We start from the raw sequence: 24,197 nt of genomic DNA, 5'->3' as shown, positions 1-24,197 counted from the left end.
GAGTGTAATCGTATGAGGATTTACTCAACAGTTTTATATCATTTCAAGACTGATAAACCAGTCCGTATCGGATTCCTTTCAGGCTTGAATCTTTATCTGCCATGCATGACTCCAGACTCTTTGTCAGAGTTTGTGATGCGCTTCGTGGCACTTGATTTCTGCTTGCCATAGTCCAAATTGAATGAGAATTTGAGGGCTAACACACGTCGAAAGTCTTTTGAATAAGCGTTTGCCTGGTAAGGGGCAAGATGTGAAAAGTTCTCATCACTACTCTTATATTGTTTGGTGAAGGGGAGCATCATGGTCAGTAGTAGTGCCCATCTGTCGTGTTTGTAGCCAATAGTTATAGCATGAAAGGACTCTCCTCTCTCAAGAGTCTCACCCCATAGATTATGATAGCTGGTATTCATCTCAGCCGAAAAGATCCATGATTTATACATAGCAATGACGTCACCAGTGACTCCCCAATTGGAATGGGTATGTGTATAGGTGTTTCCATTGCTGATATATCGATTGAAAAATGGGGTGATTTGTAGTGAAAACCATTCGCCAAAGGGGTGCAGACGTATGCCAAGCTGTGTGTTGAACCTGTGGAATCGCTTTTGATTTGCAGTCATACGAACAAACTTACTTCCGTTCCATGAGGTCTCTTCCATCATCGGATGATAGTCGCAACTGTAGGTTCCGTTCCATGAAACATCGAACCATCGTGTGCCCCAGTTTATCATAAGATTGTTGGAAACGAAGGTAACTGCCTTCAAATCAGGGTTTCCTTTCCTTATTTGATAGGTGTCTATGTCCTGCATGACGTCACTGATCTCTGACAAGGAGGGGGCATAGCCAGAGACATTGCCTTGATATTTAATGGTTATGTTATTGGTAGGTTGGTAGGCAAGGGCAATCTTTGGACGGAGAATAAGCTTAGAAAGATGATTGTCCCCTTGCTGATTGAAGATGCGCATAGCACCGATCCCAAGGGTATATGACAGCTTTCCGAGCTTTGAACGCCATTCTGAATAGGCATAAGTTTGGGCTGTATTCATCTTCACTGTGCTGCCAATGTTACCGTCATATATGTTCCGGGTATAGGATTGGGTGTGCTTTAACCCAAAGGTCAGTGCGCTTTTGCTGAATGTTTTCTCATAGATACCTTCTCCAATGAGCGAGTATTTGTTACCTTCTGTAAGTGAAATGATGGTTTGGTCGGGCTGACCAATGGTCGTCAATGTGTAGTTACGGTTGCTCTTGCTGCCTATATAAGTACCTATTACGTCAAGATAAAGATGCTGATTATGACCTAAATCGGATTGGAAATATAAGTCGAGTGATGGGGAATTTACGTTGTTATGGGTTTGATCGGTGATGTGATAGATGTCCGTATTGCGGTATAGTGTGCTGATTCTATCGGAGGTTGAATTTGGAGAATAGTCATATGAGTCACGGAAGATAGCGCTGAAACTACTCTTCTTGGATGTGTAATTATACCATAAAGAGACTTTCATATTACCGAATTTCACTTTGGTAGGCTCTCCTATCTCCTTGTTTTCTATCGTTCCTGTTGGATAATGATATTCTTCATAGTTCTCTCTGGTCCACGTAAGGTCTCGTCTGTTCCAGTAACCATTGGCTTTTAGCTCTGATTTTCCTTTGTGATAATTGGCTGATAGCTGGTAGTTTCCAAAGCCAGATATGGTGATACTGTTGATGAAATCGCCACTGAGGTTACCGCCATCATTCTTGTATCGAACGATAAAGTCGATAACGGCAGGTGCATCTGCATAACGACTACCAGGCATGTCATGGTACTCTACCTTGATAATGTCTTGTGGACGAATGGCTTTTACTTCATCTATTTTGCATTCAACTCCGTTGATTCGAAGCTGTACTGCTTTGCCTGAGAGGGTTGTAACGGTGTTGTTTATGGTATTAATACGGATTCCTGTGAGTTGCATATTCTGTAGTAAAGCCAGTGCATTGGTGGAGGCTTTGAGCTGAAGTTTCGATGGTAGGATGATCTTTCGGTCTATCTTATCTATCTCTCGCTTGCCAATGACTTCTACTTCTTTCATCTCTTTGGTGGAAGGAGTTAGTTGTATTTTACCTAAATCTGTGCCCTTCTGGATTCCTTCGAGATGTATCTGGTAGTCGTTATAGCCTAAATAGCTTATGGAAAGATAGCTTGTTGTGGTGTCTTCTTCTATCGTGAGAAGGAATTTACCGTCTTGATCTGTTGCCGTTTGTAGCTTTAATCCAGTGCCTGAAGTCAGTTTTACAATTGCTCCAATGATTGGGTTGGCAGTCTCATCAATGACTGTTCCTGTGATAATATTCTTAGCTTGTAAACTTAAACATAGGCATAGCATGCAGAAAATGAATGCTGTCTTTCCTATACATAATAATGTTGTTCTCCTTATATATAATAAGGTGGAAGTCGTGTTCGATAGCTTTTGCTTGTTTAATCTTTGGTTTGTCATACTTTAGATAGTGTAAATATGATATTTTTTTATTACTTACAAAAGTATAAAAAGTATTTGTAATTGAGGCAAAGGATCGTTTTTTTTGTTTCGTTTTAGTAATTAAACGTTTGTTAACCTAAGTGGTTCGCCTTTTTGTATACTTGCTACTTCGCCCAAATAGGGCTGCCAAATGAAGTGGATGTGTATTTGCTTATAGGCTATTAATGCCCTGATCTCTATTTATTAGTGCCCTGATCCCAATATAATAATGCAATGCTCTCTATATATTAATATGGTGTATGCGTATTAATAGGCACTGACAAACGATCCCAAACATGGTAACACATATTTTTTTAAAAGTTTTTCTTGAAAACATTTGGTGGTAAAGGAAATTCTGTATACCTTTGCACTCGCTTTTACGAAATGAGCCTTTTGGCTTGTAAAGATGAAGCATAAAGAAAGAGTTCTTTGAAAAGATTTACATAAACAGAGAAGTAGTACAAGAAGCGTCTGTTTGATTTTATATCAGATAGATGGGTAAAAGAAACGAACCGATCAATTCATTGTCTGTGTTTTGTGGTATCGCTACAAGATGTGGAACAAAGAAAAAGGTGCTTTTTACTTGATATTATTTAGGATAAGCGTTCTGAAACAGAGATTATTCGGTGAAGTGTTTTGGTTAGTGGTATTCCTTATCACTTATCATTCATCACTTATCACCAAACCATATTTTACAATGGAGAGTTTGATCCTGGCTCAGGATGAACGCTAGCTACAGGCTTAACACATGCAAGTCGAGGGGAAACGGCATTAAGTGCTTGCACTTTTTGGACGTCGACCGGCGCACGGGTGAGTAACGCGTATCCAACCTTCCCATGACTAAGGGATAACCTGCCGAAAGGCAGACTAATACCTTATGGTCTTCACTGACGGCATCAGATGTGAAGTAAAGATTTATCGGTTATGGATGGGGATGCGTCTGATTAGCTTGTTGGCGGGGTAACGGCCCACCAAGGCAACGATCAGTAGGGGTTCTGAGAGGAAGGTCCCCCACATTGGAACTGAGACACGGTCCAAACTCCTACGGGAGGCAGCAGTGAGGAATATTGGTCAATGGGCGAGAGCCTGAACCAGCCAAGTAGCGTGCAGGATGACGGCCCTATGGGTTGTAAACTGCTTTTGTATGGGGATAAAGTCAGTCACGTGTGATTGTTTGCAGGTACCATACGAATAAGGACCGGCTAATTCCGTGCCAGCAGCCGCGGTAATACGGAAGGTCCGGGCGTTATCCGGATTTATTGGGTTTAAAGGGAGCGTAGGCTGGAGATTAAGTGTGTTGTGAAATGTAGACGCTCAACGTCTGACTTGCAGCGCATACTGGTTTCCTTGAGTACGCACAACGTTGGCGGAATTCGTCGTGTAGCGGTGAAATGCTTAGATATGACGAAGAACTCCGATTGCGAAGGCAGCTGACGGGAGCGCAACTGACGCTGAAGCTCGAAGGTGCGGGTATCGAACAGGATTAGATACCCTGGTAGTCCGCACAGTAAACGATGGATGCCCGCTGTTGGTACCTGGTATCAGCGGCTAAGCGAAAGCATTAAGCATCCCACCTGGGGAGTACGCCGGCAACGGTGAAACTCAAAGGAATTGACGGGGGCCCGCACAAGCGGAGGAACATGTGGTTTAATTCGATGATACGCGAGGAACCTTACCCGGGCTTGAATTGCAGAGGAAGGATTTAGAGATAATGACGCCCTTCGGGGTCTCTGTGAAGGTGCTGCATGGTTGTCGTCAGCTCGTGCCGTGAGGTGTCGGCTTAAGTGCCATAACGAGCGCAACCCCTGTCTTTAGTTGCCATCAGGTTAAGCTGGGCACTCTGGAGATACTGCCACCGTAAGGTGTGAGGAAGGTGGGGATGACGTCAAATCAGCACGGCCCTTACGTCCGGGGCTACACACGTGTTACAATGGCCGGTACAGAGGGACGGTGTAATGTAAATTGCATCCAATCTTGAAAGCCGGTCCCAGTTCGGACTGGGGTCTGCAACCCGACCCCACGAAGCTGGATTCGCTAGTAATCGCGCATCAGCCATGGCGCGGTGAATACGTTCCCGGGCCTTGTACACACCGCCCGTCAAGCCATGAAAGCCGGGGGTGCCTGAAGTCCGTGACCGCAAGGATCGGCCTAGGGCAAAACTGGTGATTGGGGCTAAGTCGTAACAAGGTAGCCGTACCGGAAGGTGCGGCTGGAACACCTCCTTTCTGGAGAGGATGTTTATCTGTTGAATAATGACGAGTATCTTGAGATGATTTCTTAAGTATACCAGTTTGTAATTTGACGGTAATATCAAGACTTGAAAAAGAACCTTGGTTCGTTTTTCTTCTTGTACTGCACTGACTCTGTATTATATAATGTAGGAGCATGAGTTTAAGGCTCACATGGAAGAGGTTCAAGTCCTCTTACTCCACCATTAAAGGTGATCGTTAGTTTTAAGGTATTTCCTTATTCATTTTCGATTTTTCCTTTATCCGATCTTTGACATATTGACACAAGCAAGACTGTAATGTAGAGCTGGTCTTTTTTTTAGACCAGTATTCTAAAAGAGGTTTTACTTCTTTAAATTAGAATCACACAACAGCTGAAAGTATGAGCTACATTCTTTGTAAGGAATTACAGAGAAGGCGAAGAAAGTAAGAAAGGGCGCATGGCGGATGCCTTGGCTCACGGAGGCGATGAAGGACGTGATAAGCTGCGATAAGCCTTGGGTAGGTGCAAATAACCTTTGATCCAGGGATTTCCGAATGGGACAACCCGGCAGGCTGAAGGCCTGTCATCACTGCTAATGCAGTGAGGCGAACGGAGGGAACTGAAACATCTTAGTACCTCCAGGAAGAGAAAATAATTTAATGATTCCCCTAGTAGTGGCGAGCGAACGGGGAAGAGCCCAAACCTGTGACGTAGCAATGCGCCGCAGGGGTTGTAGGACCACGCTGTCGTACTTTGATTGTGAGGCGAATATACTGGAAAGTATAATCATAGAGGGTGATAATCCCGTATCCGAAGCATGATGAGACGTAGTGGTATCCTGAGTAACGCGGAACACGTGTAATTCTGCGCGAATCCGCCGGGACCATCCGGTAAGGCTAAATACTCCCGTGAGACCGATAGTGAACGAGTACCGTGAGGGAAAGGTGAAAAGCACTCCGATGAGGAGAGTGAAATAGTTCCTGAAACCATGCGCCTACAAGCGGTCGGAGCTGTTAATTCAGTGACGGCGTGCCTTTTGCATAATGAACCTACGAGTTACCATGTCTGGCAAGGATAAGTGCCATTAGTCACGTATCCGCAGTGAAAGCGAGCCTGAACAGGGCGTCGAGTCAGATGGGGTAGATGCGAAACCAAGTGATCTACACTTGCCCAGGTTGAAGTCCGGGTAACACCGGATGGAGGACCGCACGGATAAGCGTTGAAAAGCTTCCCGATGAGGTGAGTGTAGGAGTGAAAGGCCAATCAAACTTGGAGATAGCTCGTACTCCCCGAAAGGCATTTAGGTGCCGCGTGCATCGATCTCCATGAGAGGTAGAGCGACCGATAGGTCAAGAGGGCTTCACCGCCTATCGAGACCTGACGAACTCCGAATGCTTATGGATAGCAGATGTGCAGTAAGGGGGCGGGTGCTAAGGTCCGTCCCCGAGAGGAGAAGAATCCAGACCGCCGTCTAAGGTCCCGAAATTCTGTCTAAGTTAGTCTAACGAAGTCTGGTCCCCGTGACAGCTAGGATGTTGGCTTGGAAGCAGCCATTCATTCAAAGAGTGCGTAACAGCTCACTAGTCGAGGGTCCGGGCATGGATAATAATCGGGTATAAGTCAGATACCGAAGGCGCGGGATAGCAATGTAAATTAAAAGTATCGGTAGGGGAGCATTCCATCGACGTTGAATGGTGAAGGTAACTGATCCTGGAGTTTATGGAAAAGCAAATGTAGGTATAAGTAACGATAAAAAGGGTGAGATTCCCTTTCGCCGAAAGACCGAGGTTTCCCGGGCGATGCCAATCAGCCCGGGGTTAGTCGGGTCCTAAGTCTCAGCCGAACGGCGAAGGCGATGGCAGATGCGGTTAATATTCCGCAACTCGCATATTCAGTGATGTGGAGACGGAGCAGTGACACTGCCGCGCCCTGACGGAATAGGGCGTTTAAGTCTGTAGGCTATGAGGATGGCAGGCAAATCCACCATCCGAGCTGAAGGATGAAAGTACAGGTTGTCCTTCGGGACGACTTGAGTGCAGGTAATCATACTTCCGAGAAAATCCGCTAAACTTAATGTTTATGCGACCCGTACCGCAAACGGACACACGTGGTCGGGTAGAATATACTAAGGCGTTGAGAGATTCATGGTTAAGGAACTAGGCAAATTGACCCCGTAACTTCGGGATAAGGGGTCCTCATGTATAATGAGGCGCAGAGAATAGGTCCAGGCAACTGTTTAACAAAAACACAGGGCTGTGCAAACTCGAAAGATGACGTATACAGCCTGACACCTGCCCGGTGCTGGAAGGTTAAGAGGAGATGTCACCAGTAATGGGAAGCATTGAATTGAAGCCCCAGTAAACGGCGGCCGTAACTATAACGGTCCTAAGGTAGCGAAATTCCTTGTCGGGTAAGTTCCGACCTGCACGAATGGTGTAATGATCCGGACGCTGTCTCAACCATGATCTCAGTGAAATTGTAGTATCGGTGAAGATGCCGATTACCCGCGATGGGACGAAAAGACCCCGTGAACCTTTACTACAGCTTAGCATTGACCTTGGTCATCCGATGTGTAGGATAGGCCGGAGGCTTCGAAGCGGGTGCGCCAGCATTCGTGGAGCCATCCTTGAAATACGGCCCTTTGGCTGTCTGAGGTCTAACGCGCCTGAGGTGCGGACACTGCTTGGTGGGTAGTTTGACTGGGGTGGTCGCCTCCAAAAGCGTAACGGAGGCTTCCAAAGGTGCCCTCGGGCCGATTGGTAACCGGCCTTACAGAGTGCAATGGCATAAGGGCGCTTGACTGGGAGGGAGACATCCCGAGCAGGCAGGAAACTGGGGCATAGTGATCCGGCGGATGTGTATGGAAACTCCGTCGCTCAAAGGATAAAAGGTACTCCGGGGATAACAGGCTGATCCCCCCCAAGAGCTCATATCGACGGGGTGGTTTGGCACCTCGATGTCGGCTCGTCACATCCTGGGGCTGGAGAAGGTCCCAAGGGTTGGGCTGTTCGCCCATTAAAGTGGCACGCGAGCTGGGTTCAGAACGTCGTGAGACAGTTCGGTCTCTATCTATCGTGGGCGTTGGAGTTTTGAGTGGTGCCGTCACTAGTACGAGAGGACCGTGATGGACAGACCTCCGGTTTACCAGTTGTGCCGCCAGGTGCACCGCTGGGTATCTGAGTCTGGACTGGATAAGCGCTGAAAGCATCTAAGTGCGAAGCCATCCGCGAGATGAGAACTCCTCATAAGGGTCGTCATAGACGATGACGTTGATAGGGTGCAGGTGTAAAGACGGTGACGTCAAAGCCGAGCACTACTAATTGCCCGAAACTTTCTTCGGTCCTGCCCATTTCTGAAAGGAGCGGGCAGGACAGGTGACTCACACTTTGAGCTGTGTTGCTCTTCATTCTTTTTTGCTTGTGGAAATAGGTCACCTTATACGGTTGATGTTTAATGGTCAACTTGAAAAGAATTATCAGGTGGTTATTGCGGCGGGGTCCCACCTCTTCCCATTCCGAACAGAGAAGTTAAGCCCGTTTGCGCCGATGGTACTGCAATGCAATGCGGGAGAGTAGGTAGCCGCCTTCTTTTATAGAGAGAGCTTTGAAGAGAAATCTTCGAGGCTCTCTTTTTTTTGTTTTATCTTTGGATGACTCCGGTCATCCGGCTTATATCCTATCCGCAATTCCTCTCCCTCAAATCCTTGCCTTATCCTTATCCCTAACCCGATCATAACCAACTCATCCAAAAATACAATACATCCAAATATACAACACATCCAAGACATACAGCTTTTCTTCTTTGTACGGATACATTTACAAAATAAAGTTGTATATTTGCCTTAAAATAACACATGACATAGGAGTCTGCGGACATTAGGTCTTACGGTGGAGGAGGTGTTGTGGTGTAGGAGATATAGATCTTTTTTGTGCTGTGATGAGGGTCACGGTAGGGACAGGTGTCTCTCGTTTCTTCCTACAATCTATGCCCTGAACCCACCACATACACTACTCTGAAGCTCTAGTGTCATGGAATGACCCGAGCAACCCTGATGATCCTCAGGCTGGATATGGTTATATTCCAAATGACACTACAAAAGAAGAAACCTTCTTCTATCACAGTGATCACCTTGGCAGTACGTCTTACATCATGGACGACCACGCCAACATCATCCAGTATGATGCTTACTTACCATACGGCGAACTCCTCGTTGATGAGCACAGCAGCTCCGAAGACCTGCCGTATAAGTTCAACGGCAAGCAGTTCGATGAGGAGACAGGCTTGTACTATTACGGTGCAAGGTATTTGAATCCTATGACAAGTTTATGGTATGGAGTAGATCCGTTGGCGGAGAAGTTTCCCCTTATTTATGGATATTCTTATTGTGGAGGAAGTCCCATAATATTACGTGATAAAGATGGTAGGCGTCCTACTGGACACGAGACCGTTTTAATGGAAGGGCTGTCTATAGAGATGGAAATGAAAAGAAAGATCTAAAGGAATTGGCGAAGGCAGGTTGGCTCATATCAAATATTAAAACCTCTATTCGTTCTAATATGAACTATATAAAATTAGGCGAGAATGGTTTGCAATCAACAATCTTTCAACGTACGAATGCAAAAACTGGAAAAACAGAATATGCCTATGTGTTTGCCGGTACAAACTCTATAGAGGATGGCATAGAAGATATTTCACAAGTTACTTTAGGAGCACCACAATATAATGTGGCTATAGATAATGCCCGAAAATTATCTAATGAGTTGAAAGATTCTGAACTCACATTTGTAGGGCATTCTTTGGGAGGAGGATTAGCTGCCGCTGCAAGCATGGCAACGGGAAAAGCTGCAATCACTTTCAATCGGGCATCGGTAAGTGATCGGACGAAATCTATAAATAATCTTGGAACACTACAAAATGTTACAGATTATCAAATAATTGGAAAAAAAGCCCTGTGGGGGCTAATACGTTTAGGCGGAGATCCCCTAAGCAATTTACAAGATAATATTGGAATAGGGGCAAAAGGAAGAAGGATTCTAATAGAATCACATGACTATTTATGGCATCATTCTATAGATAACTTTGTTCACATTAAACTTCCAAATTAATTAAGTTCAGATGAAAATAAAAAAGTATATCCCATTAATGGTATTATGTTTAATATCCTGTGGGCTTCCATATTGCAAAAAGACACATCTTTCTGGAGAAGAGATGAAGTGGATTAATATCTATGATGGAAAAGAGAACATCCGATTTACAGATGGTTTGTCAATAGATTCTTTTGCTTTTATTGAAAAAAAAGTTTGTAATAAAAAAGATATTCCAATTACAGACTTAAAATCATGTAATTGGTTAGAAGGACAATATGAATATATAGCCAATGCATCTATTGATTTCAAAATTAAGCATGATTCCAAATGGTGGAAAGGCGTATTTATAATAAGTAAGAACATGGATTCTACGTTTGTCGCAGAAATCTCTTTCGGTGGGTTATATTCAAATGAAGTATGTTTGAATAGAGCTGCCACCAGTATTTCCTTCAAAAATGGGGTTAATTCAGAACAAGGGAGCAATCAACCTTTATTGGGTATAGATGAAGTGATATGGGATAAAGGAAAAGGTATAGTCTCTTATAGATTACAAGATGGAAGAGTTTTCCATTTGATAAATGAGTGAATGTACATACTTTATTTCCACTTCTTACCTACAGAAAACGGCTCCAACACAGATTGGTCACGACCATTACACCTACGATTCCAACGGTAATCCAATGCTGGTGACAAATGACAGTACCAACACAACGAGGGAGATGTACTGGGATGAGGACAACCGACTCATGGTCTTAAGTGATAACGTAAGACAAGTAGTTACACTTACAATGCTGCCGGTGAGCGTATCATGAAGAGCTACGGTACGATGGAACAAATAGTGCTAGTTCACAGTCTTGGTTGACATGGGGAAAAAGAATTAGTAAACCTGTTTATGGGTGTATCGCTGTTCTATCGTATGGTGGAGGACATGGGCATGTTGCATTTGTTGTTGGGATGAATGCACGAGGTAATATCATTCTTTTAGGTGGGAATCAACACGATCAAGTTAATCTTTCACCTTTCAAAGCAAAGATGACTTATGTCTATCCTAGGGGATACACTCCTAGCAAGGAACCACTACAAGTCTTACCAATAAACGGACGCACAACGTCATATAGAGAAACTAGATAAAATAAAAACTATTATGAGATATTTAATTTTATGCTTCATTTTGTTTATAACAATGAGTTGTATTTCTGATCAAAAGAATAGTGAATGTCTAAAAACGAATAATAAAAATAAGTCATCGATGGTGACACAATCATTATCTTTTAGACATGCTCAGAAGAAAAGAGAAAGTTCTTTAGAAGTATCTTATTTGATGGAGAATGATACATTAATACAGATGATAAGAATCCACTATCTTAGTCAGAGTGAAATCCTTTACAAAATATATGTAAAAAATAAGAAGCGTGGGCTTCAAGATAGCATATCAGGAATAGCAAAGGCTCATTTAGATTATGATCCAGAAATTGATGAAGATCTAGATGGTACGGCCTATCCTGCAATCGAATTTGATGATGAACGGAGAGACTATATATATATCAGAATCGAGGCGATTAAGAGGAACAAGATTCAAATAAATGCAAATGACAGTTTGTTTTCAAAGTATCCTTTATATTGCCCTTTTAGTTCTCAGAGTATACTTTTCAAAAGTAAATTAAAAAAGAAATAGATATAAGGGTATGGCTATCGGCATTGTATCCATATTTATGGCTGTTAGCATACGTTAAACCTCTTGCTATTAAGTAAAATTTAAGGTTGAATCCTGAGTGAGGGATTCAACCTTTCAAATGTCCATTACATCTTTATGGCAATAAGGAAAGATTAACTTTTCCGCAGTTACACTCTTTGGTATTGTATAGTTCATTGTTACTCTAAAACCCTAACATAGTTTTTGTTTTTAGTTGCTGTCACTTTTAATATTTCGCGTAAATGCTTTGTTACCAATGTATTGTGACATGGGGAGGAGTGACGGGAGTGACAGGAAAATTGAAAGGTGGTCGTTTTTATGATGTTCGATTAACTATGCAGAGAGCGAGATACTCGCTTGTTATGAAAGGGAAAAGGGCATAAGAAGGGTTGTAATAAAGATTCATAAATTGGGAATAGTAGGTGGTTTTTCGTAAAGTAAAAGATGCCCTTTCGCATGGTAAAAGGTGCTCTTTTGAGGTGTAAAAGACGCCCTTTTGCACGGTAAAAGGGCACCTTTTGGAACGGAATTTGTAAGTCTTTGATAGCGAATGGTATACAAGTCTGAATGCTTGGTATATCTCGTGATTTTATAGACATGCAGCTTCAAATCACTGTAAACATATTTCTGATTAGACCGTAATGGTGCGGTGATATGCGTCAAGACGGATAAGTTTACAAGGAACTGTACCGGAGCGTTTTACCACAAACAGGCGTATCCCATAACTATCAGTTTCCCTTTCCACCCAAGAACAAAAGTCAATTACATCCCATTCCTGATTTTGCTGTCATTTCTGTCACTCTATTCTCGCCTTTAATCATCTGAATATAAACCCATTACACGAAGTGTTAAAAGTGACAGCAACTAAAAATTAAACTTAATTAGGGGATTCTGATACATTAAGAGGGGGTGTCTTATCGTAGAGAATATCTATTGATATGCTCATCCTATACCTTGTTTATGCCTTAAAGAAAGCATTAGCTTTAAGGTTTTTTGTTTTGTAACATAGATTTATGTTGATGTGGTAAGCCTTTCTAGAGTGTTTAGTCTTTCCTAAGTTCTATGCGGAAAGTGGTACCAGCCCCAACTTCAGAGTTCTTTACAAAGATCTTTCCATGATGATATTCCTCAATGATACGGTTTGCGAGGCTCAGTCCTAGCCCCCATCCACGTTCTTTGGTGGTAAAACCAGGTCGGAACACATTTCGTATGTCTTTCTTCTTTATTCCTTTACCCGTATCTGTGACTTCGATAATGGCGCGATGGTCATTTTCTTCCAGGTGTAACGTAATGCTTCCTGCTTCACCTCCCATTGCGTCAACAGCATTTTTGCAGAGGTTTTCTATCACCCATTCGAAGAGTGAAGCATTCATCTTGACAATTACATCTTCGGAAGGGAAATCCGTCTTCATCGTTATTCGGCGTGAGGTACGTCGGTCCATGTAATCGACAACATGGTTCAGAACTTCGTTCAGACTTGCCGGAACGGGTTCTGGCAGAGAGCCAATCTTTGAGAAACGGTCAGCTATCAGTTGCAATCGCTGAATATCTTTGTCCATTTCTGGTAAGAGATCATCATTAGGATAAGTCTCTTTTAGGATGGTTGTCCATGCCATTAAGGAAGAAATAGGAGTACCCAATTGGTGAGCAGTCTCTTTACTCAACCCTACCCACACCTTGTTTTGTTCTGCCCGCTTAGACGTTAGCAATGCGAAGATAGCAACGACGACGAAGAGCATTACCACCCCTAATTGAATATAAGGATATACAGCTATGCGCTTCAACATGAGCGATTCTCCATAGCAAACATCTATATAGTCTTTATGGCTCTTATTTAATGGAATACGAATAACCTGTCCAGCATCGCGCATTTGTATTGCCTGATTGGTCACGACCTGTACACTATCCTTGGCATTTCGTGCTTTTATCTCGATGTTTCGGTATTCAGTTACAGCACCATCACGGTCTAAGACTACCACTGGTATTGTGTTATTTTCATCTAGAACCTTTAGTACTAAGCTTAAATCAGTATTGTCTTCAGCTTCGCTTAATGAGCGCATAGCTTCAGCCCAGACCTCCATATGACTGCGTTCCTGCTGAGCTAAGTCATGAGTTAGAGAACGAGACACTAACAATGAAGCGACAGCTATGAGAATAGCTGCCACTACAAGGAATATTTTCACTTGTCGGATTCTGTCTGTCCACTGCATATGATTTCTTAACGTTGATGAAGGTTAAATTATTGTTGACAGTTTATTATTAATTACGAAGCTATCTATTTTCCCAGAAAATAGTCCCCATTTCCTAATTATTATTTTACTATCAATATGACTAACGAAGTAATATACTCGTTATTTATGAGGATAAAATACAAGATCATTACATTTTAAGGGTTAAAATACATAAAAATTATCATAAGTTTGTATTGTTTTGCTAAAAAGTAAAGTGTAACTTTGTAACTCATATAACTTACATATTTCTAGATTATGAAAATAAAGAATCTTTTTTTGCCATTAATGGCAGTGTGTGTGTTGGCCTTAGCAGCTTGTAGTGATACAGTTAGTTGGTACAAAGCTGATGTGGAGATAGGTGATACTGGTGGGGAAATGAGTTATTATTGTGATGAGATAAAGTAGTTTCTGCGAGCAAAGTATATAGTAAGTTATTGCAGTATCGAAAAGAATAAATAACTCGGTTGGTGTCTTTTGGTAGAGTGTTATCTCCTTAACACGATTGGTGCTTGCCATCAACTGCATAAGTGGTGGGCATTAACTCCATAGGTGATGGGCTGCAGTACATAATTAAGAAAGAGTAGGGTACATCCTTTCCTTGCATTATTAAGTATGTTGTAAGGCACTAATAACTAACTAATATGAGAAATGTAGACCAACCAACGATAGTTTATTAATACATAAAGTATAAAAGGTGATATCATCGTTTTGTAAGTTTGACCCAACACTTTTTTACTTATAATTTGCTTAATATCAGAAAAATATTCGTAACTTTGCAACCCAATTATGGACTTAGAAACCCTTAAGATCGATTTGAAGGGTCTGAAAGAAGGTGCAAATCACCTTACATTTGACCTGGATGATACTTACTTTAAGGCGATAGACGCTCCCGAAGTAAGTCAAGGGCGTGTGCATGTTTCGCTTGATATTGTGCGCACGGGAAATGATTTCTTTACCCTCGACTTTCATGAGACAGGCATGGTACTTGTACCATGTGATATCTGTTTGGAACTGATGGAGCAGCCCATAGAGACGACACAGCGTCTCGAAGTACGATTAGGAACAGAAAACTCAGAGGAGGATGACCTTGTAACGGTGGCCGAGGACGAAGGAATACTCGATGTTGCATGGTACCTCTACGAATTCATAGCTCTCGCAATCCCTATCAAGCATGTGCATGCACCTGGAAAATGCAACCCTGCTATGGTACGAGCTCTTGAAGAGCACTCTGCCGCCCGAAGCGGTCAGGAAGACGAACAGCCAATGGATCCGCGCTGGGAAGCTCTATTAAAATTGAAAAAATAAAAAATATTAAACGTTTAAAGAATTATGGCACATCCAAAAAGAAGACAGTCAAAGACTCGTACGCTTAAGAGAAGAACTCACGATAAGGCAGTTGCTCCTACATTGGCAGTATGCCCTAACTGTGGTGCTTATTATGTTTACCACACTGTTTGCCCAACTTGTGGTTACTATCGTGGTAAGGTTGCTGTCGTAAAGGAAACAGCTGAATAAATATGAGTAATATCAATGCGATCATAACAGGTGTCGCAGGATATGTGCCAGACTATGTCCTCAACAATGAGGAATTGTCTCGCATGGTTGATACCAACGATGAGTGGATCACCACTCGTACAGGTATTAAAGAGCGCCGCATCCTTACAGAAGAAGGACTCGGTACCTCTTATATGGCACGAAAGGCGGCTAAGCTTCTGATGAAGAAGACGGGTGCTGACCCTGATAGTATTGATGCTGTTATCGTTGCCACTACGACTCCAGATTACCCACACCCATCTACGGCTTCAATAGTCTTGGGTAAGTTGGGTTTGAAGAATGCTTTCGCATTTGACTTCGCTGCTGCATGTTGCGGCTTTATGTATGCTTTCGATGTTGCTTGCAACATGATTCAGAGTGGAAGGCATAAGCGAATCATTGTGATTGGTGCTGATAAGATGTCGGCAATTACTGATTATCGTGATCGTGCAACATGTCCTTTGTTTGGTGATGGCGCAGGTGCGGTAATGGTAGAAGGTACAACTGAAGAGGGTATAGGTCTAATAGACTCTTATCATCGTACCGATGGCAAGGGACTTCCATTCCTTCATGTGAAGGCAGGTGGCTCTGTTTGTCCTTCATCTCGCTTCACTGTTGATCACCGTTTGCACTATACTTATCAGGAAGGTCGCACCGTTTTCCGTTATGCTGTTACAGCAATGGGTGATGATTGTGCAGCCTTGTTAGAGCGCAACGGCTTGACTCAGAATGATATTGATTACGTTGTATGCCATCAGGCAAACTTACGTATCATTGAGGCAGTCGCTAAACGAATTGGTGTACCTATGGAGAAGGTGCTGGTAAATATCCAACGTTATGGTAATACCAGTGCAGCTTGTATGCCACTTGTGCTCTGGGACTTTGAGTCACAACTGAAGAAAGGTGATAATATCATCTTTACAGCCTTCGGGGCGGGCTTCGTTAATGGTGCTTCTTATTATAAGTGGGCATACGACGGAGATTCTGCAGCGGTTAAGAAGTAAAGACTTCAAATTGTTATAAATAAAAGAACGCATCTTTCTTTATCAATAAGGATAGGTGCGTTTTTTTTGTTTTGAATATTATTCATTATGCATAAAGCAGGTTTTGTAAACATAGTCGGCAATCCAAATGTAGGAAAAAGCACACTGATGAATCAACTTGTCGGTGAGAAACTGAGTATTGCAACCTTTAAGGCACAGACCACCCGCCACCGTATTATGGGCATTGTGAATACGGATGATGCCCAGATTGTTTTCTCAGACACACCAGGTGTTCTGAAACCTAACTATAAGATGCAGGAGATGATGCTCCAGTTTTCAGAGTCAGCGTTAGCTGATGCTGATATACTTCTTTATGTTACGGATGTTGTTGAGAACCCTGAGAAGAACATGGACTTCTTGGATAAGGTCTCAAAGATGACGATTCCTGTGATACTTCTTATCAATAAGATTGATGAAAGCGACCAGAAGAAGCTCGGCAATCTTGTTGAGACGTGGCATAAGCTACTCCCTAATGCAGAAATACTGCCTCTTTCAGCCAAGAATAAGTTTGGTATAGACATCCTAATGAAGCGTATTCTCGAGTTATTGCCTGAAAGTCCAGCCTTCTTTGATAAGGATCAGCTGACAGATAAGCCTGCAAAGTTCTTTGTCTCAGAGATAATTCGTGAGAAGATTCTTCGTTATTATGACAAGGAGATACCCTATTCCGTAGAGGTTGTGATAGAACGTTTCAAGGAAGATGATCGTCAGATTCATATCAATGCGATTATCTATGTTGAGCGAAGCAGCCAAAAAGGAATCATTATCGGACACCAGGGAATGGCTTTGAAGAAGGTCTCTACCGAAGCCAGGAAGAGTCTTGAGCGTTTCTTTGATAAGAAAATCTTCCTTGAAACTTATGTGAAGGTTGATAAAGATTGGCGTAATTCACAGAAAGAACTGAATAACTTTGGATATAATCCAGAGTAAAAACGCCTCTCTAAACATCTCCGAAGGAGGATAATTCTCCATAGGAGTCTGTTTGGATAAGGCTATAAAAATCCATTGTTACTTATATTGTCAGTCCATGATTAGTTAATATGAGTGGTTTAATATAGGAATATATGGATGGTAAAAGCAACAAAAAAGGGAAATGTTAGTTTCCGAATCAATTGCCTTAACTGTTTAGTAAGGCTTACTCTCACATACTGTGAGGGCTGGGGAGTGGTCATCCTCGGCAAATATTCATCGGATGCTTGACCACATCTGGAGTCTTCTTACAATGCATATGAGATTGATTCTTATGTTGTGAGGAGGTAAAAGACCAATAAAAATGGCAAATTTAGTAGCGATTGTGGGACGCCCTAATGTAGGAAAGTCCACCCTTTTCAACCGTTTAACCCAAACTCGTCACGCCATTGTGAGCGATACTGCTGGTACAACACGTGACCGTCAGTATGGCAAATGTCAGTGGAATGGCCGTGAATTCTCTGTTGTTGACACAGGAGGCTGGGTTGTTAAATCAGATGATATATTTGAAGATGCTATCCGCAAGCAGGTGCTTGTGGCGACAGAAGAGGCTGATCTCGTACTCTTTTTGGTTGATGCAGAGACTGGTGTTACCGACTGGGACGAGGATGTGGCAATGATTCTGCGCCGCACAAAGCTCCCTGTTATCCTTGTTGCCAATAAGGTTGACAACAGTGGAGAGTATTATCAGGCAGCTGAATTCTATAAGCTTGGATTGGGAGATCCCATCTGTATCAGTGCAGCAACGGGTGGAGGAACAGGTGATTTGCTTGATCTTGTACTTGAGAAGTTGAAGGATGCACCTGATGAAAGCATTGATCAGGATATCCCACGTTTTGCAGTTGTTGGTCGTCCTAATGCTGGAAAGTCAAGTATCATCAATGCTTTCATTGGTGAAGATCGTAATATTGTAACTGAAATTGCCGGCACTACCCGTGATAGTATCTATACCCGATATACTAAGTTTGGCTTTGATTTCTATCTTGTTGACACAGCTGGTATTCGTCGAAAGAACAAAGTGACCGAAGATTTAGAGTTTTATAGTGTCATGCGTTCCATTCGGAGTATAGAAAACTCTGATGTTTGTATCCTTATGTTGGATGCAACTCGTGGTATAGAGGCGCAAGATATGAATATCTTCCAGCTTATTCAGCGTAACAACAAGAGCCTTGTTGTAGTTGTAAATAAGTGGGATCTTGTTGAGAATAAGGATCAGAAGGTTATTACGACCTTCGAAAATGCCATCCGTAGTCGTATGGCTCCGTTTGTTGATTTCCCTATTATCTTTGCTTCAGCACTGACAAAACAGCGTATCTTCAAGGTTCTTGAGACCGCCAAAGAGGTATATCAGAACCGAAAGATACACATTGGTACGACAAAATTGAATGAAGTTATGCTGCCAATTATTGAGGCAACGCCACCACAGTCAGTAAAAGGTAAGTATATAAAGATAAAGTATTGTTCACAACTTCCTAATACGCAGATTCCTTCTTTCGTGTTCTATGCGAACTTACCGCAGTACGTTAAGGAGCAGTATCGCCGTTTCTTGGAAAACAAGATGCGTGAGAATTGGCAGTTGCATGGCTGTCCTATTAATATCTTTATCCGTCAGAAGTAATATTACATGATGAGTATGAAGCAACTCTTTTCGGCTTTCTTACTTGCAGGAGTTCTGTTGTTGGCAGCTTGTAGCGAGAAAAAGAAAGCTGTAGAGCAAGGTAATTTGGCTGCGCAAGCAGCCAAACACTATTACGAACTCCTGTTGAAGGGGAAATATGATGCGTTCCTTAATGCCGAAAATAGACCTGATAAGCTGCCTGATACGTATCGAGAACAACTGCTTATCAACCTTCGTAAGTTCGTAGCTATGCAGGATAGTGTGCATCATGGTATCAATTCTGTATCGATTGGTTCATCTGTTTTCACTGGAAAGGACAGTGCGGCGAGTGTTTTTCTGCTTTTCCATTATGGCGATAAGACGACCGAACAGGTCATAGTACCTATGGTGAAGAAGAAGGGTAAGTGGATCATGCGATAGCATGTTGCTCCCATTTCTAATCGTTATAGTACCCAAACGGTTCTGATTAGAAATAGTTTTACATTAGAGACGGTCAATCATTTAGGAAATAAAAGAAAATCTTTAATTCTCGCTTTTGTAACTATCAGAGAATCAAAAGATTGAGAATAGCAAAATAAAAGGTGCCCTTTTACCATTCAAAAGGGCACCTTTTACGTGTTAAAAGGGCATCTTTTACATTGCAAAAGGGCATCTTTTACAATGCGAAAGAGCCCCTTTGGAATTCGCAATGTGATTTATTTTTACATCATAAGTTTCTCTTCTACCTTTTAGAAGAGAACCAAGTGTGATGTGTTTATCTGAACTTTCTTGTTCTGAACGGCTATAAAAAGAGGATTAATCCTCTTGTGCCAGTTCTACATCCTTCACCTTCTTGAACAGATCTGATGCGAAGACAAGATCGTTGAGTTTCTTGTTTCGGGAAGAGATGACCGTGTCTTTGTTGCCTTGCCATTCCTTTTTACCATCTGCAATAAAGACAATGTTGTCACCAATTCCCATCACGGAGTTCATATCATGCGTATTGATAATCGTCGTCATGTTAAATTCACGGGTGATACTTGACAACAATTCGTCAATGACGAGTGATGTTTTAGGGTCCAAACCTGAGTTAGGTTCGTCGCAGAAAAGATATTTTGGGGTCATAACGATGGCACGTGCGATAGCTACACGCTTCTGCATACCACCTGAAATCTCACCAGGGAACTTCTCTTCAGCACCGTTTAGGTTCACTCGGTCTAAGCATTCCTGTGCTCTTTTGTCACGTTCTAGTGCGCTCATGTCCGAAAACATATCAAGTGGGAAACGCACATTCTCAAGCACAGTAAGCGAATCGAAGAGTGCTGATCCTTGGAAAATCATACCCATTTCACGGCGCATGAGAATCTTTTCCTTCTTGTTCATGTTGACAAAGTTACGACCATCATAGAGCACTTCACCCTTTGTTGGGTCGATAAGTCCTGTGAGTGAGCGCATAAGTACGGTCTTTCCCGCACCACTCTGTCCGATGATGAGGTTCGTTTTACCATCTTCAAAGACAGTATTGATGTCCTTCAGTACTTCTTTGTCACCGAATGACTTATAGAGATGTTTTACTTCAATCATAATTTTCAGAAGTCATGAGGAGTCAAAGTATGAAAGTGAGTGAAGACGTTGGTCTTGTTCTCTCTGTTTGTTGCTGCATGCTTATTTACTATTTCATAGCGAAATGCATTCTGCAACTTACTTGTTTCCTCAAGTTTTGAGTATCGTTGTTGAAACTGTTCTGTATAAATGTAATGTTAGTCACTGGGTAGAATGATGTTGTTTCTTCATTTTTTTATGCTTCCCTGTGCTATGTTCATAATTCTTGGTGATGGAGTTATGGGGGTATCTTAACTCCCTTTCATCCCTCGACTGCCTTCTATTCTTGTCTTTTAACTTAGCATCTGTGTGAGGAAAACATCACTAAAGAGGATGAGAACACTTGAAGATACTACGGCGTCAGTAGATGCTTTGCCCACCTCAACACTACCACCTTTGACAGTGTAGCCCATATATGACGATACAGTAGAGATGATGAAAGCAAAGAAGATACCCTTAATGATACTCATCCACATGAACCATGGGTTGAAATTATGTTGGATACCTGCAGTCAGATCTGTCGGTGTTATGATATGTCCGAGGTATGCTGTGGCATAAGCTCCGACGATACCTGTTGCTGCAGAGAAGATGACTAAGAACGGCATGATCGTGATCAGTCCCAGTGTTTTGGGCAGTATCAGATAGCTTGCAGAGTTGATACCCATGATTTCAAGAGCATCAATCTGTTGCGTAACGCGCATTGTTCCCAGCTCAGATGCTATGTTTGAACCTACTTTTCCTGACAGAATAAGACACATGATACTGCTGGAGAACTCCAGCAACATGATCTCTCTCGTTACATAACCCGATACCCAGTGGGGCATCCAAGGGCTCTGTACGTTGAGCTTTATCTGGATACATATAACAGCACCAATGAAAAATGAGATGAGCAAGACGATGCCGATAGAGTCAACTCCCAACTGTGACATCTCTTTAACATAGCGTTTCAGGAACATTCGCATGCGTTCTGGGCGACTAAAGGTGCGCCCCATGAGCATGAGATACTTGCCAAATGTATTCAACCACTTAAAGATAAGCATGATTTTTTATATAGTTTTTATTTGCAAAAATAACTAAAAAATTAGAGATATAAACATGAAAGACAATATTTAACTTGCATCTGCCGAGTTGAAAAGCCCTTTCTTATAAATATTTTATTACTCTAAAATATGTTTATTATAACCTATTCCCATGTTGATAATTCTAAATTGGTACTTTCTTTTTCTACCTTTATTAGTAGGTATGTGCTTTAATTTTCGTAATTTTGCAGCGATTGGATATTCTTTTTCCAATGACAAAATGATGAAAAGCTATGAGCGAGACAGATAATATCGTAGTGCGCCCTGACGGAGAAGGAAGCGTTCTTAGGACAGATAAGCTTGTGAAGCGATACGGAAAACGTACCGTTGCAAATGGTGTGAGTATCAATGTCAGGCAAGGAGAGATTGTTGGACTGCTCGGACCGAATGGTGCCGGCAAGACAACATCCTTCTATATGACCACAGGACTTGTCGTTCCGAACGAAGGACATGTGTATATTGATGACCAGGAGATTACGAATTACCCTGTTTATAAGCGTGCACGTGCTGGTATTGGTTATCTTCCACAGGAGGCAAGTGTCTTCCGTAAGATGAGTGTGGAGGATAATATCATGAGCGTTTTGGAGATGACGAAACTGTCAAAGCAGGAACGTATTGACAAGATGGAGAGCCTTATACGTGAGTTTCGCTTGGAGAAAGTGCGTAAGAATCTCGGTGATAGACTTTCAGGAGGTGAACGCCGGCGTTGTGAGATAGCCCGTTGTTTGGCGATAGACCCAAAGTTTATTATGCTTGATGAGCCGTTTGCAGGTGTCGATCCTATTGCTGTGGAGGATATTCAACATATTGTCTGGCGTTTGAAATTCCGTAATATTGGTATTCTTATCACTGACCATAATGTCCATGAGACGCTGAATATCACGGATCGTGCCTATCTTCTCTTTGAAGGTCGTATCCTTTTCAAAGGTACACCAGAGGAGTTGGCTGCAAACAAGATAGTGAAAGAGAAGTATCTTGGTACGGATTTTGTTCTTCAGAAGAAGGACTTCCAGTTGCTCGACCAAAGAAAGCGAGCACAGGAAGAGGCCAAAGAAGCAGAAGAATAGGAGGTTAAAAAAGCATTTTTCCACCTATATATTATAAGGATGTGCTTTTTTTTGAGTATCTTTGCAATCCAAAGTTGCAAGGGGTTAATGTGCCTTCTTTGCAAATATAAGTAATTGATAAATAATAATAAACATAAATACATAACATCAGAGATGAAAATTTCATTTGAGAATCCCGACAAGGTTAACGGTCTGATGACCCTGACTGTCGAAGAGTCTGACTACAAGGATGAGGTTGAGAAAACCCTTAAGGACTATCGCAAGCGTGCCAATATACCTGGTTTCCGTCAAGGACAGGTACCAATGGGTATGATTAAGCGTCAGTATGGGCCACAGGTTAAGATGGAAGCTATCAACAAGATTCTTGGAGAGAACCTGCAGAAGTACATTACTGACAATAAGATTCAGATGTTGGGACAGCCCATGTCTGCAGAAGGTCAGGAAGCTGTTGATCTGGAAAAGGATGCTCCATACGTATTCAAGTTTGATATTGCTGTAGCTCCAGAGTTCAAAATAGAGCTTAGTGGTAAGAACAAGATTGACTACTATGACATTGCTGTTGATGATAAACTTATCGATCAGCAGGTTGAAATGTTCCAGAGTCGTGCAGGACACTACGACAAAGCTGAGACATATGACCCAGAACAGCGTGACTTGTTGAAGGGTGATCTTCGCGAATTGGATAAGAATGGTAATACTCTTGAGGGTGGTATCACTGTTGAGGGTGCATCATTAATGCCACAGTTTATCAAAGTTGACAAGCAGAAGAAGCTGTTTGATGGTGCAAAGGTTGGTGATATCATTACTTTCAACCCAACTAAGGCTTATCCAGATAACGAGATTGAGGTTTCTTCTTTACTTAAGATTAAGAAAGAAGAGGTGGCTGAACACAAGGGAGATTTCTCTTTCCAGATTACAGAAATATCTCGTTTCGTAAAGGCAGAGAACAATGCTGAGCTCTGGAAGAGTGTTTATGGTGAGGCTGCTGACATCAAAGACGAAGCTGGTTTCCGTAAGGCTATAGCAGAAGGCTTGGCTGAACAGCTGAAGGGTGACTCTGATTATAAGTTTATCCAGGACCTTCGCGCTTATTGTGAGAAAAAGGTTGGCAAGCTAACATTCCCTGATGCTATCTTGAAACGTATCATGTTGGCTAACAACCAAGACAAGGGAGAGGAGTTCGTTGATAAGAATTACGAACAAAGCATCAAAGAACTTACTTGGCATCTCATAAAGGAACAGTTGGCACAGGCACATGGCATCAAGGTTGATGACAATGATGTACGTGAGAGTGCACGCCAGATGGCACGTGCTCAGTTTGCTCAATATGGCATGAATAACGTTCCTGATGATTATCTTAACGGCTATGCTGATGAGATGTTGAAGAAACGTGAGAACATAGACTCATTCGTTGAGGCTGCACTTGACCGTAAATTGGCTGCTACATTGAAGGATGTTGTGAAACTAAACAAGAAGAGTGTAAGCCTTGAAGAGTTTAATAAACTCGTAAATGAATAATATTTTTTAGGAAAAAATATTATTTACTTATATAGAGGTTATCGATTTTTTTCCTTATCTTTGTCTAAGATA

The 24,197-nt window shown here is 42.2% G+C and carries 16 protein-coding genes, 3 rRNA genes and 3 pseudogenes; 18 read left to right on the top strand and 4 right to left on the bottom strand.

The genetic code is table 11. The features are described from left to right. Positions 1-92 precede the first annotated feature (92 nt). Positions 93-2,474, bottom strand: a complete 2,382-nt coding sequence (locus tag ACZ48L_RS04995) for a TonB-dependent receptor (RefSeq protein WP_242401715.1) — start codon at positions 2,472-2,474, stop codon at positions 93-95. Positions 2,475-3,189: 715 nt separating this feature from the next. Here ACZ48L_RS04995 and ACZ48L_RS04990 point away from each other — a divergent pair. The 9 genes and pseudogenes from ACZ48L_RS04990 (at position 3,190) to ACZ48L_RS04950 (ending at position 11,468) form a co-directional block, all read left to right on the top strand. After that, positions 3,190-4,720 (top strand): 16S ribosomal RNA (locus ACZ48L_RS04990). Positions 4,721-5,143: 423 nt separating this feature from the next. Further along, positions 5,144-8,045: ribosomal RNA gene (locus ACZ48L_RS04985) — 23S ribosomal RNA — on the top strand. Between the two features lie 136 nt (positions 8,046-8,181). After that, positions 8,182-8,294, top strand: a 5S ribosomal RNA gene (gene rrf / locus ACZ48L_RS04980). The 16S, 23S and 5S rRNA genes sit together here, the layout of an rRNA operon. Before the next feature lie 435 nt (positions 8,295-8,729). Then, a pseudogene (locus tag ACZ48L_RS04975) lies at positions 8,730-9,131 on the top strand (RHS repeat domain-containing protein); the annotation flags it as partial. Between the two features lie 131 nt (positions 9,132-9,262). After that, entirely contained in the window at positions 9,263-9,811 is a 549-nt protein-coding gene (locus ACZ48L_RS04970; RefSeq protein ID WP_025793071.1) for a Tle-like phospholipase domain-containing protein, read from the top strand. 10 nt (positions 9,812-9,821) lie between these two features. Further along, entirely contained in the window at positions 9,822-10,379 is a 558-nt protein-coding gene (locus ACZ48L_RS04965) for a hypothetical protein (RefSeq protein ID WP_455099136.1), read from the top strand. 13 nt (positions 10,380-10,392) lie between these two features. Beyond that, positions 10,393-10,637: pseudogene (locus ACZ48L_RS04960) on the top strand (RHS repeat-associated core domain-containing protein); the annotation flags it as partial. A gap of 14 nt (positions 10,638-10,651) precedes the next feature. Beyond that, positions 10,652-10,924: a CHAP domain-containing protein gene (locus tag ACZ48L_RS04955; RefSeq protein ID WP_423808633.1), complete on the top strand. Its 273-nt coding sequence runs from the start codon at positions 10,652-10,654 to the stop codon at positions 10,922-10,924. Positions 10,925-10,937: 13 nt separating this feature from the next. Then, a complete protein-coding gene (locus tag ACZ48L_RS04950; RefSeq protein WP_044114110.1) occupies positions 10,938-11,468 on the top strand; it encodes a hypothetical protein in 531 nt (176 codons plus the stop codon). A 1,061-nt stretch (positions 11,469-12,529) separates the two neighbouring features. On the opposite strand, the gene ACZ48L_RS04945 is transcribed toward ACZ48L_RS04950, so the two are convergent. Beyond that, complete coding sequence (locus ACZ48L_RS04945) at positions 12,530-13,696, bottom strand: sensor histidine kinase (RefSeq protein WP_008823943.1); 1,167 nt, start codon at positions 13,694-13,696, stop codon at positions 12,530-12,532. Between the two features lie 348 nt (positions 13,697-14,044). Here ACZ48L_RS04945 and ACZ48L_RS04940 point away from each other — a divergent pair. The 7 genes and pseudogenes from ACZ48L_RS04940 to ACZ48L_RS04910 all read left to right on the top strand — a co-directional run. Next, a pseudogene (locus tag ACZ48L_RS04940) lies at positions 14,045-14,122 on the top strand (HmuY family protein); the annotation flags it as partial. A 381-nt stretch (positions 14,123-14,503) separates the two neighbouring features. After that, positions 14,504-15,022: a YceD family protein gene (locus ACZ48L_RS04935; RefSeq protein ID WP_008823944.1), complete on the top strand. Its 519-nt coding sequence runs from the start codon at positions 14,504-14,506 to the stop codon at positions 15,020-15,022. Positions 15,023-15,046: 24 nt separating this feature from the next. Continuing rightward, a complete protein-coding gene (gene rpmF / locus ACZ48L_RS04930; RefSeq protein WP_004382259.1) occupies positions 15,047-15,232 on the top strand; it encodes a 50S ribosomal protein L32 in 186 nt (61 codons plus the stop codon). Positions 15,233-15,234: 2 nt separating this feature from the next. Continuing rightward, positions 15,235-16,254 (top strand): beta-ketoacyl-ACP synthase III, encoded by a 1,020-nt coding sequence (locus ACZ48L_RS04925; protein ID WP_025792425.1) that lies wholly within the window; start codon positions 15,235-15,237, stop codon positions 16,252-16,254. An 87-nt stretch (positions 16,255-16,341) separates the two neighbouring features. Next, positions 16,342-17,223 carry a GTPase Era gene (era, locus tag ACZ48L_RS04920; protein ID WP_025792423.1) on the top strand — a complete coding sequence of 294 codons (882 nt, stop codon included), beginning with the start codon at positions 16,342-16,344 and terminating at the stop codon, positions 17,221-17,223. Positions 17,224-17,566: 343 nt separating this feature from the next. After that, positions 17,567-18,880 carry a ribosome biogenesis GTPase Der gene (gene der / locus ACZ48L_RS04915; RefSeq protein ID WP_008823947.1) on the top strand — a complete coding sequence of 438 codons (1,314 nt, stop codon included), beginning with the start codon at positions 17,567-17,569 and terminating at the stop codon, positions 18,878-18,880. Between the two features lie 15 nt (positions 18,881-18,895). Then, positions 18,896-19,300: a hypothetical protein gene (locus tag ACZ48L_RS04910; RefSeq protein WP_025792421.1), complete on the top strand. Its 405-nt coding sequence runs from the start codon at positions 18,896-18,898 to the stop codon at positions 19,298-19,300. 375 nt (positions 19,301-19,675) lie between these two features. On the opposite strand, the gene ACZ48L_RS04905 is transcribed toward ACZ48L_RS04910, so the two are convergent. Both ACZ48L_RS04905 and ACZ48L_RS04900 read right to left on the bottom strand, forming a co-directional pair. After that, a complete protein-coding gene (locus tag ACZ48L_RS04905; protein WP_008823949.1) occupies positions 19,676-20,443 on the bottom strand; it encodes an ABC transporter ATP-binding protein in 768 nt (255 codons plus the stop codon). Between the two features lie 311 nt (positions 20,444-20,754). After that, entirely contained in the window at positions 20,755-21,501 is a 747-nt protein-coding gene (locus tag ACZ48L_RS04900) for an MlaE family ABC transporter permease (protein WP_464721959.1), read from the bottom strand. Between the two features lie 272 nt (positions 21,502-21,773). Between ACZ48L_RS04900 and lptB the strand changes: the two genes are divergently transcribed. After that, a complete protein-coding gene (gene lptB / locus ACZ48L_RS04895) occupies positions 21,774-22,607 on the top strand; it encodes an LPS export ABC transporter ATP-binding protein (RefSeq protein WP_008823951.1) in 834 nt (277 codons plus the stop codon). 153 nt (positions 22,608-22,760) lie between these two features. Beyond that, positions 22,761-24,125: a trigger factor gene (gene tig / locus ACZ48L_RS04890; RefSeq protein WP_025792419.1), complete on the top strand. Its 1,365-nt coding sequence runs from the start codon at positions 22,761-22,763 to the stop codon at positions 24,123-24,125. The last annotated feature ends 72 nt before the right edge of the window (positions 24,126-24,197 follow it).

This window comes from Prevotella histicola (assembly GCF_055385135.1).
The sequence above is the reverse complement of the archived record's forward strand: the minus strand, read 5'-3'. Positions and strand labels throughout refer to the sequence as shown.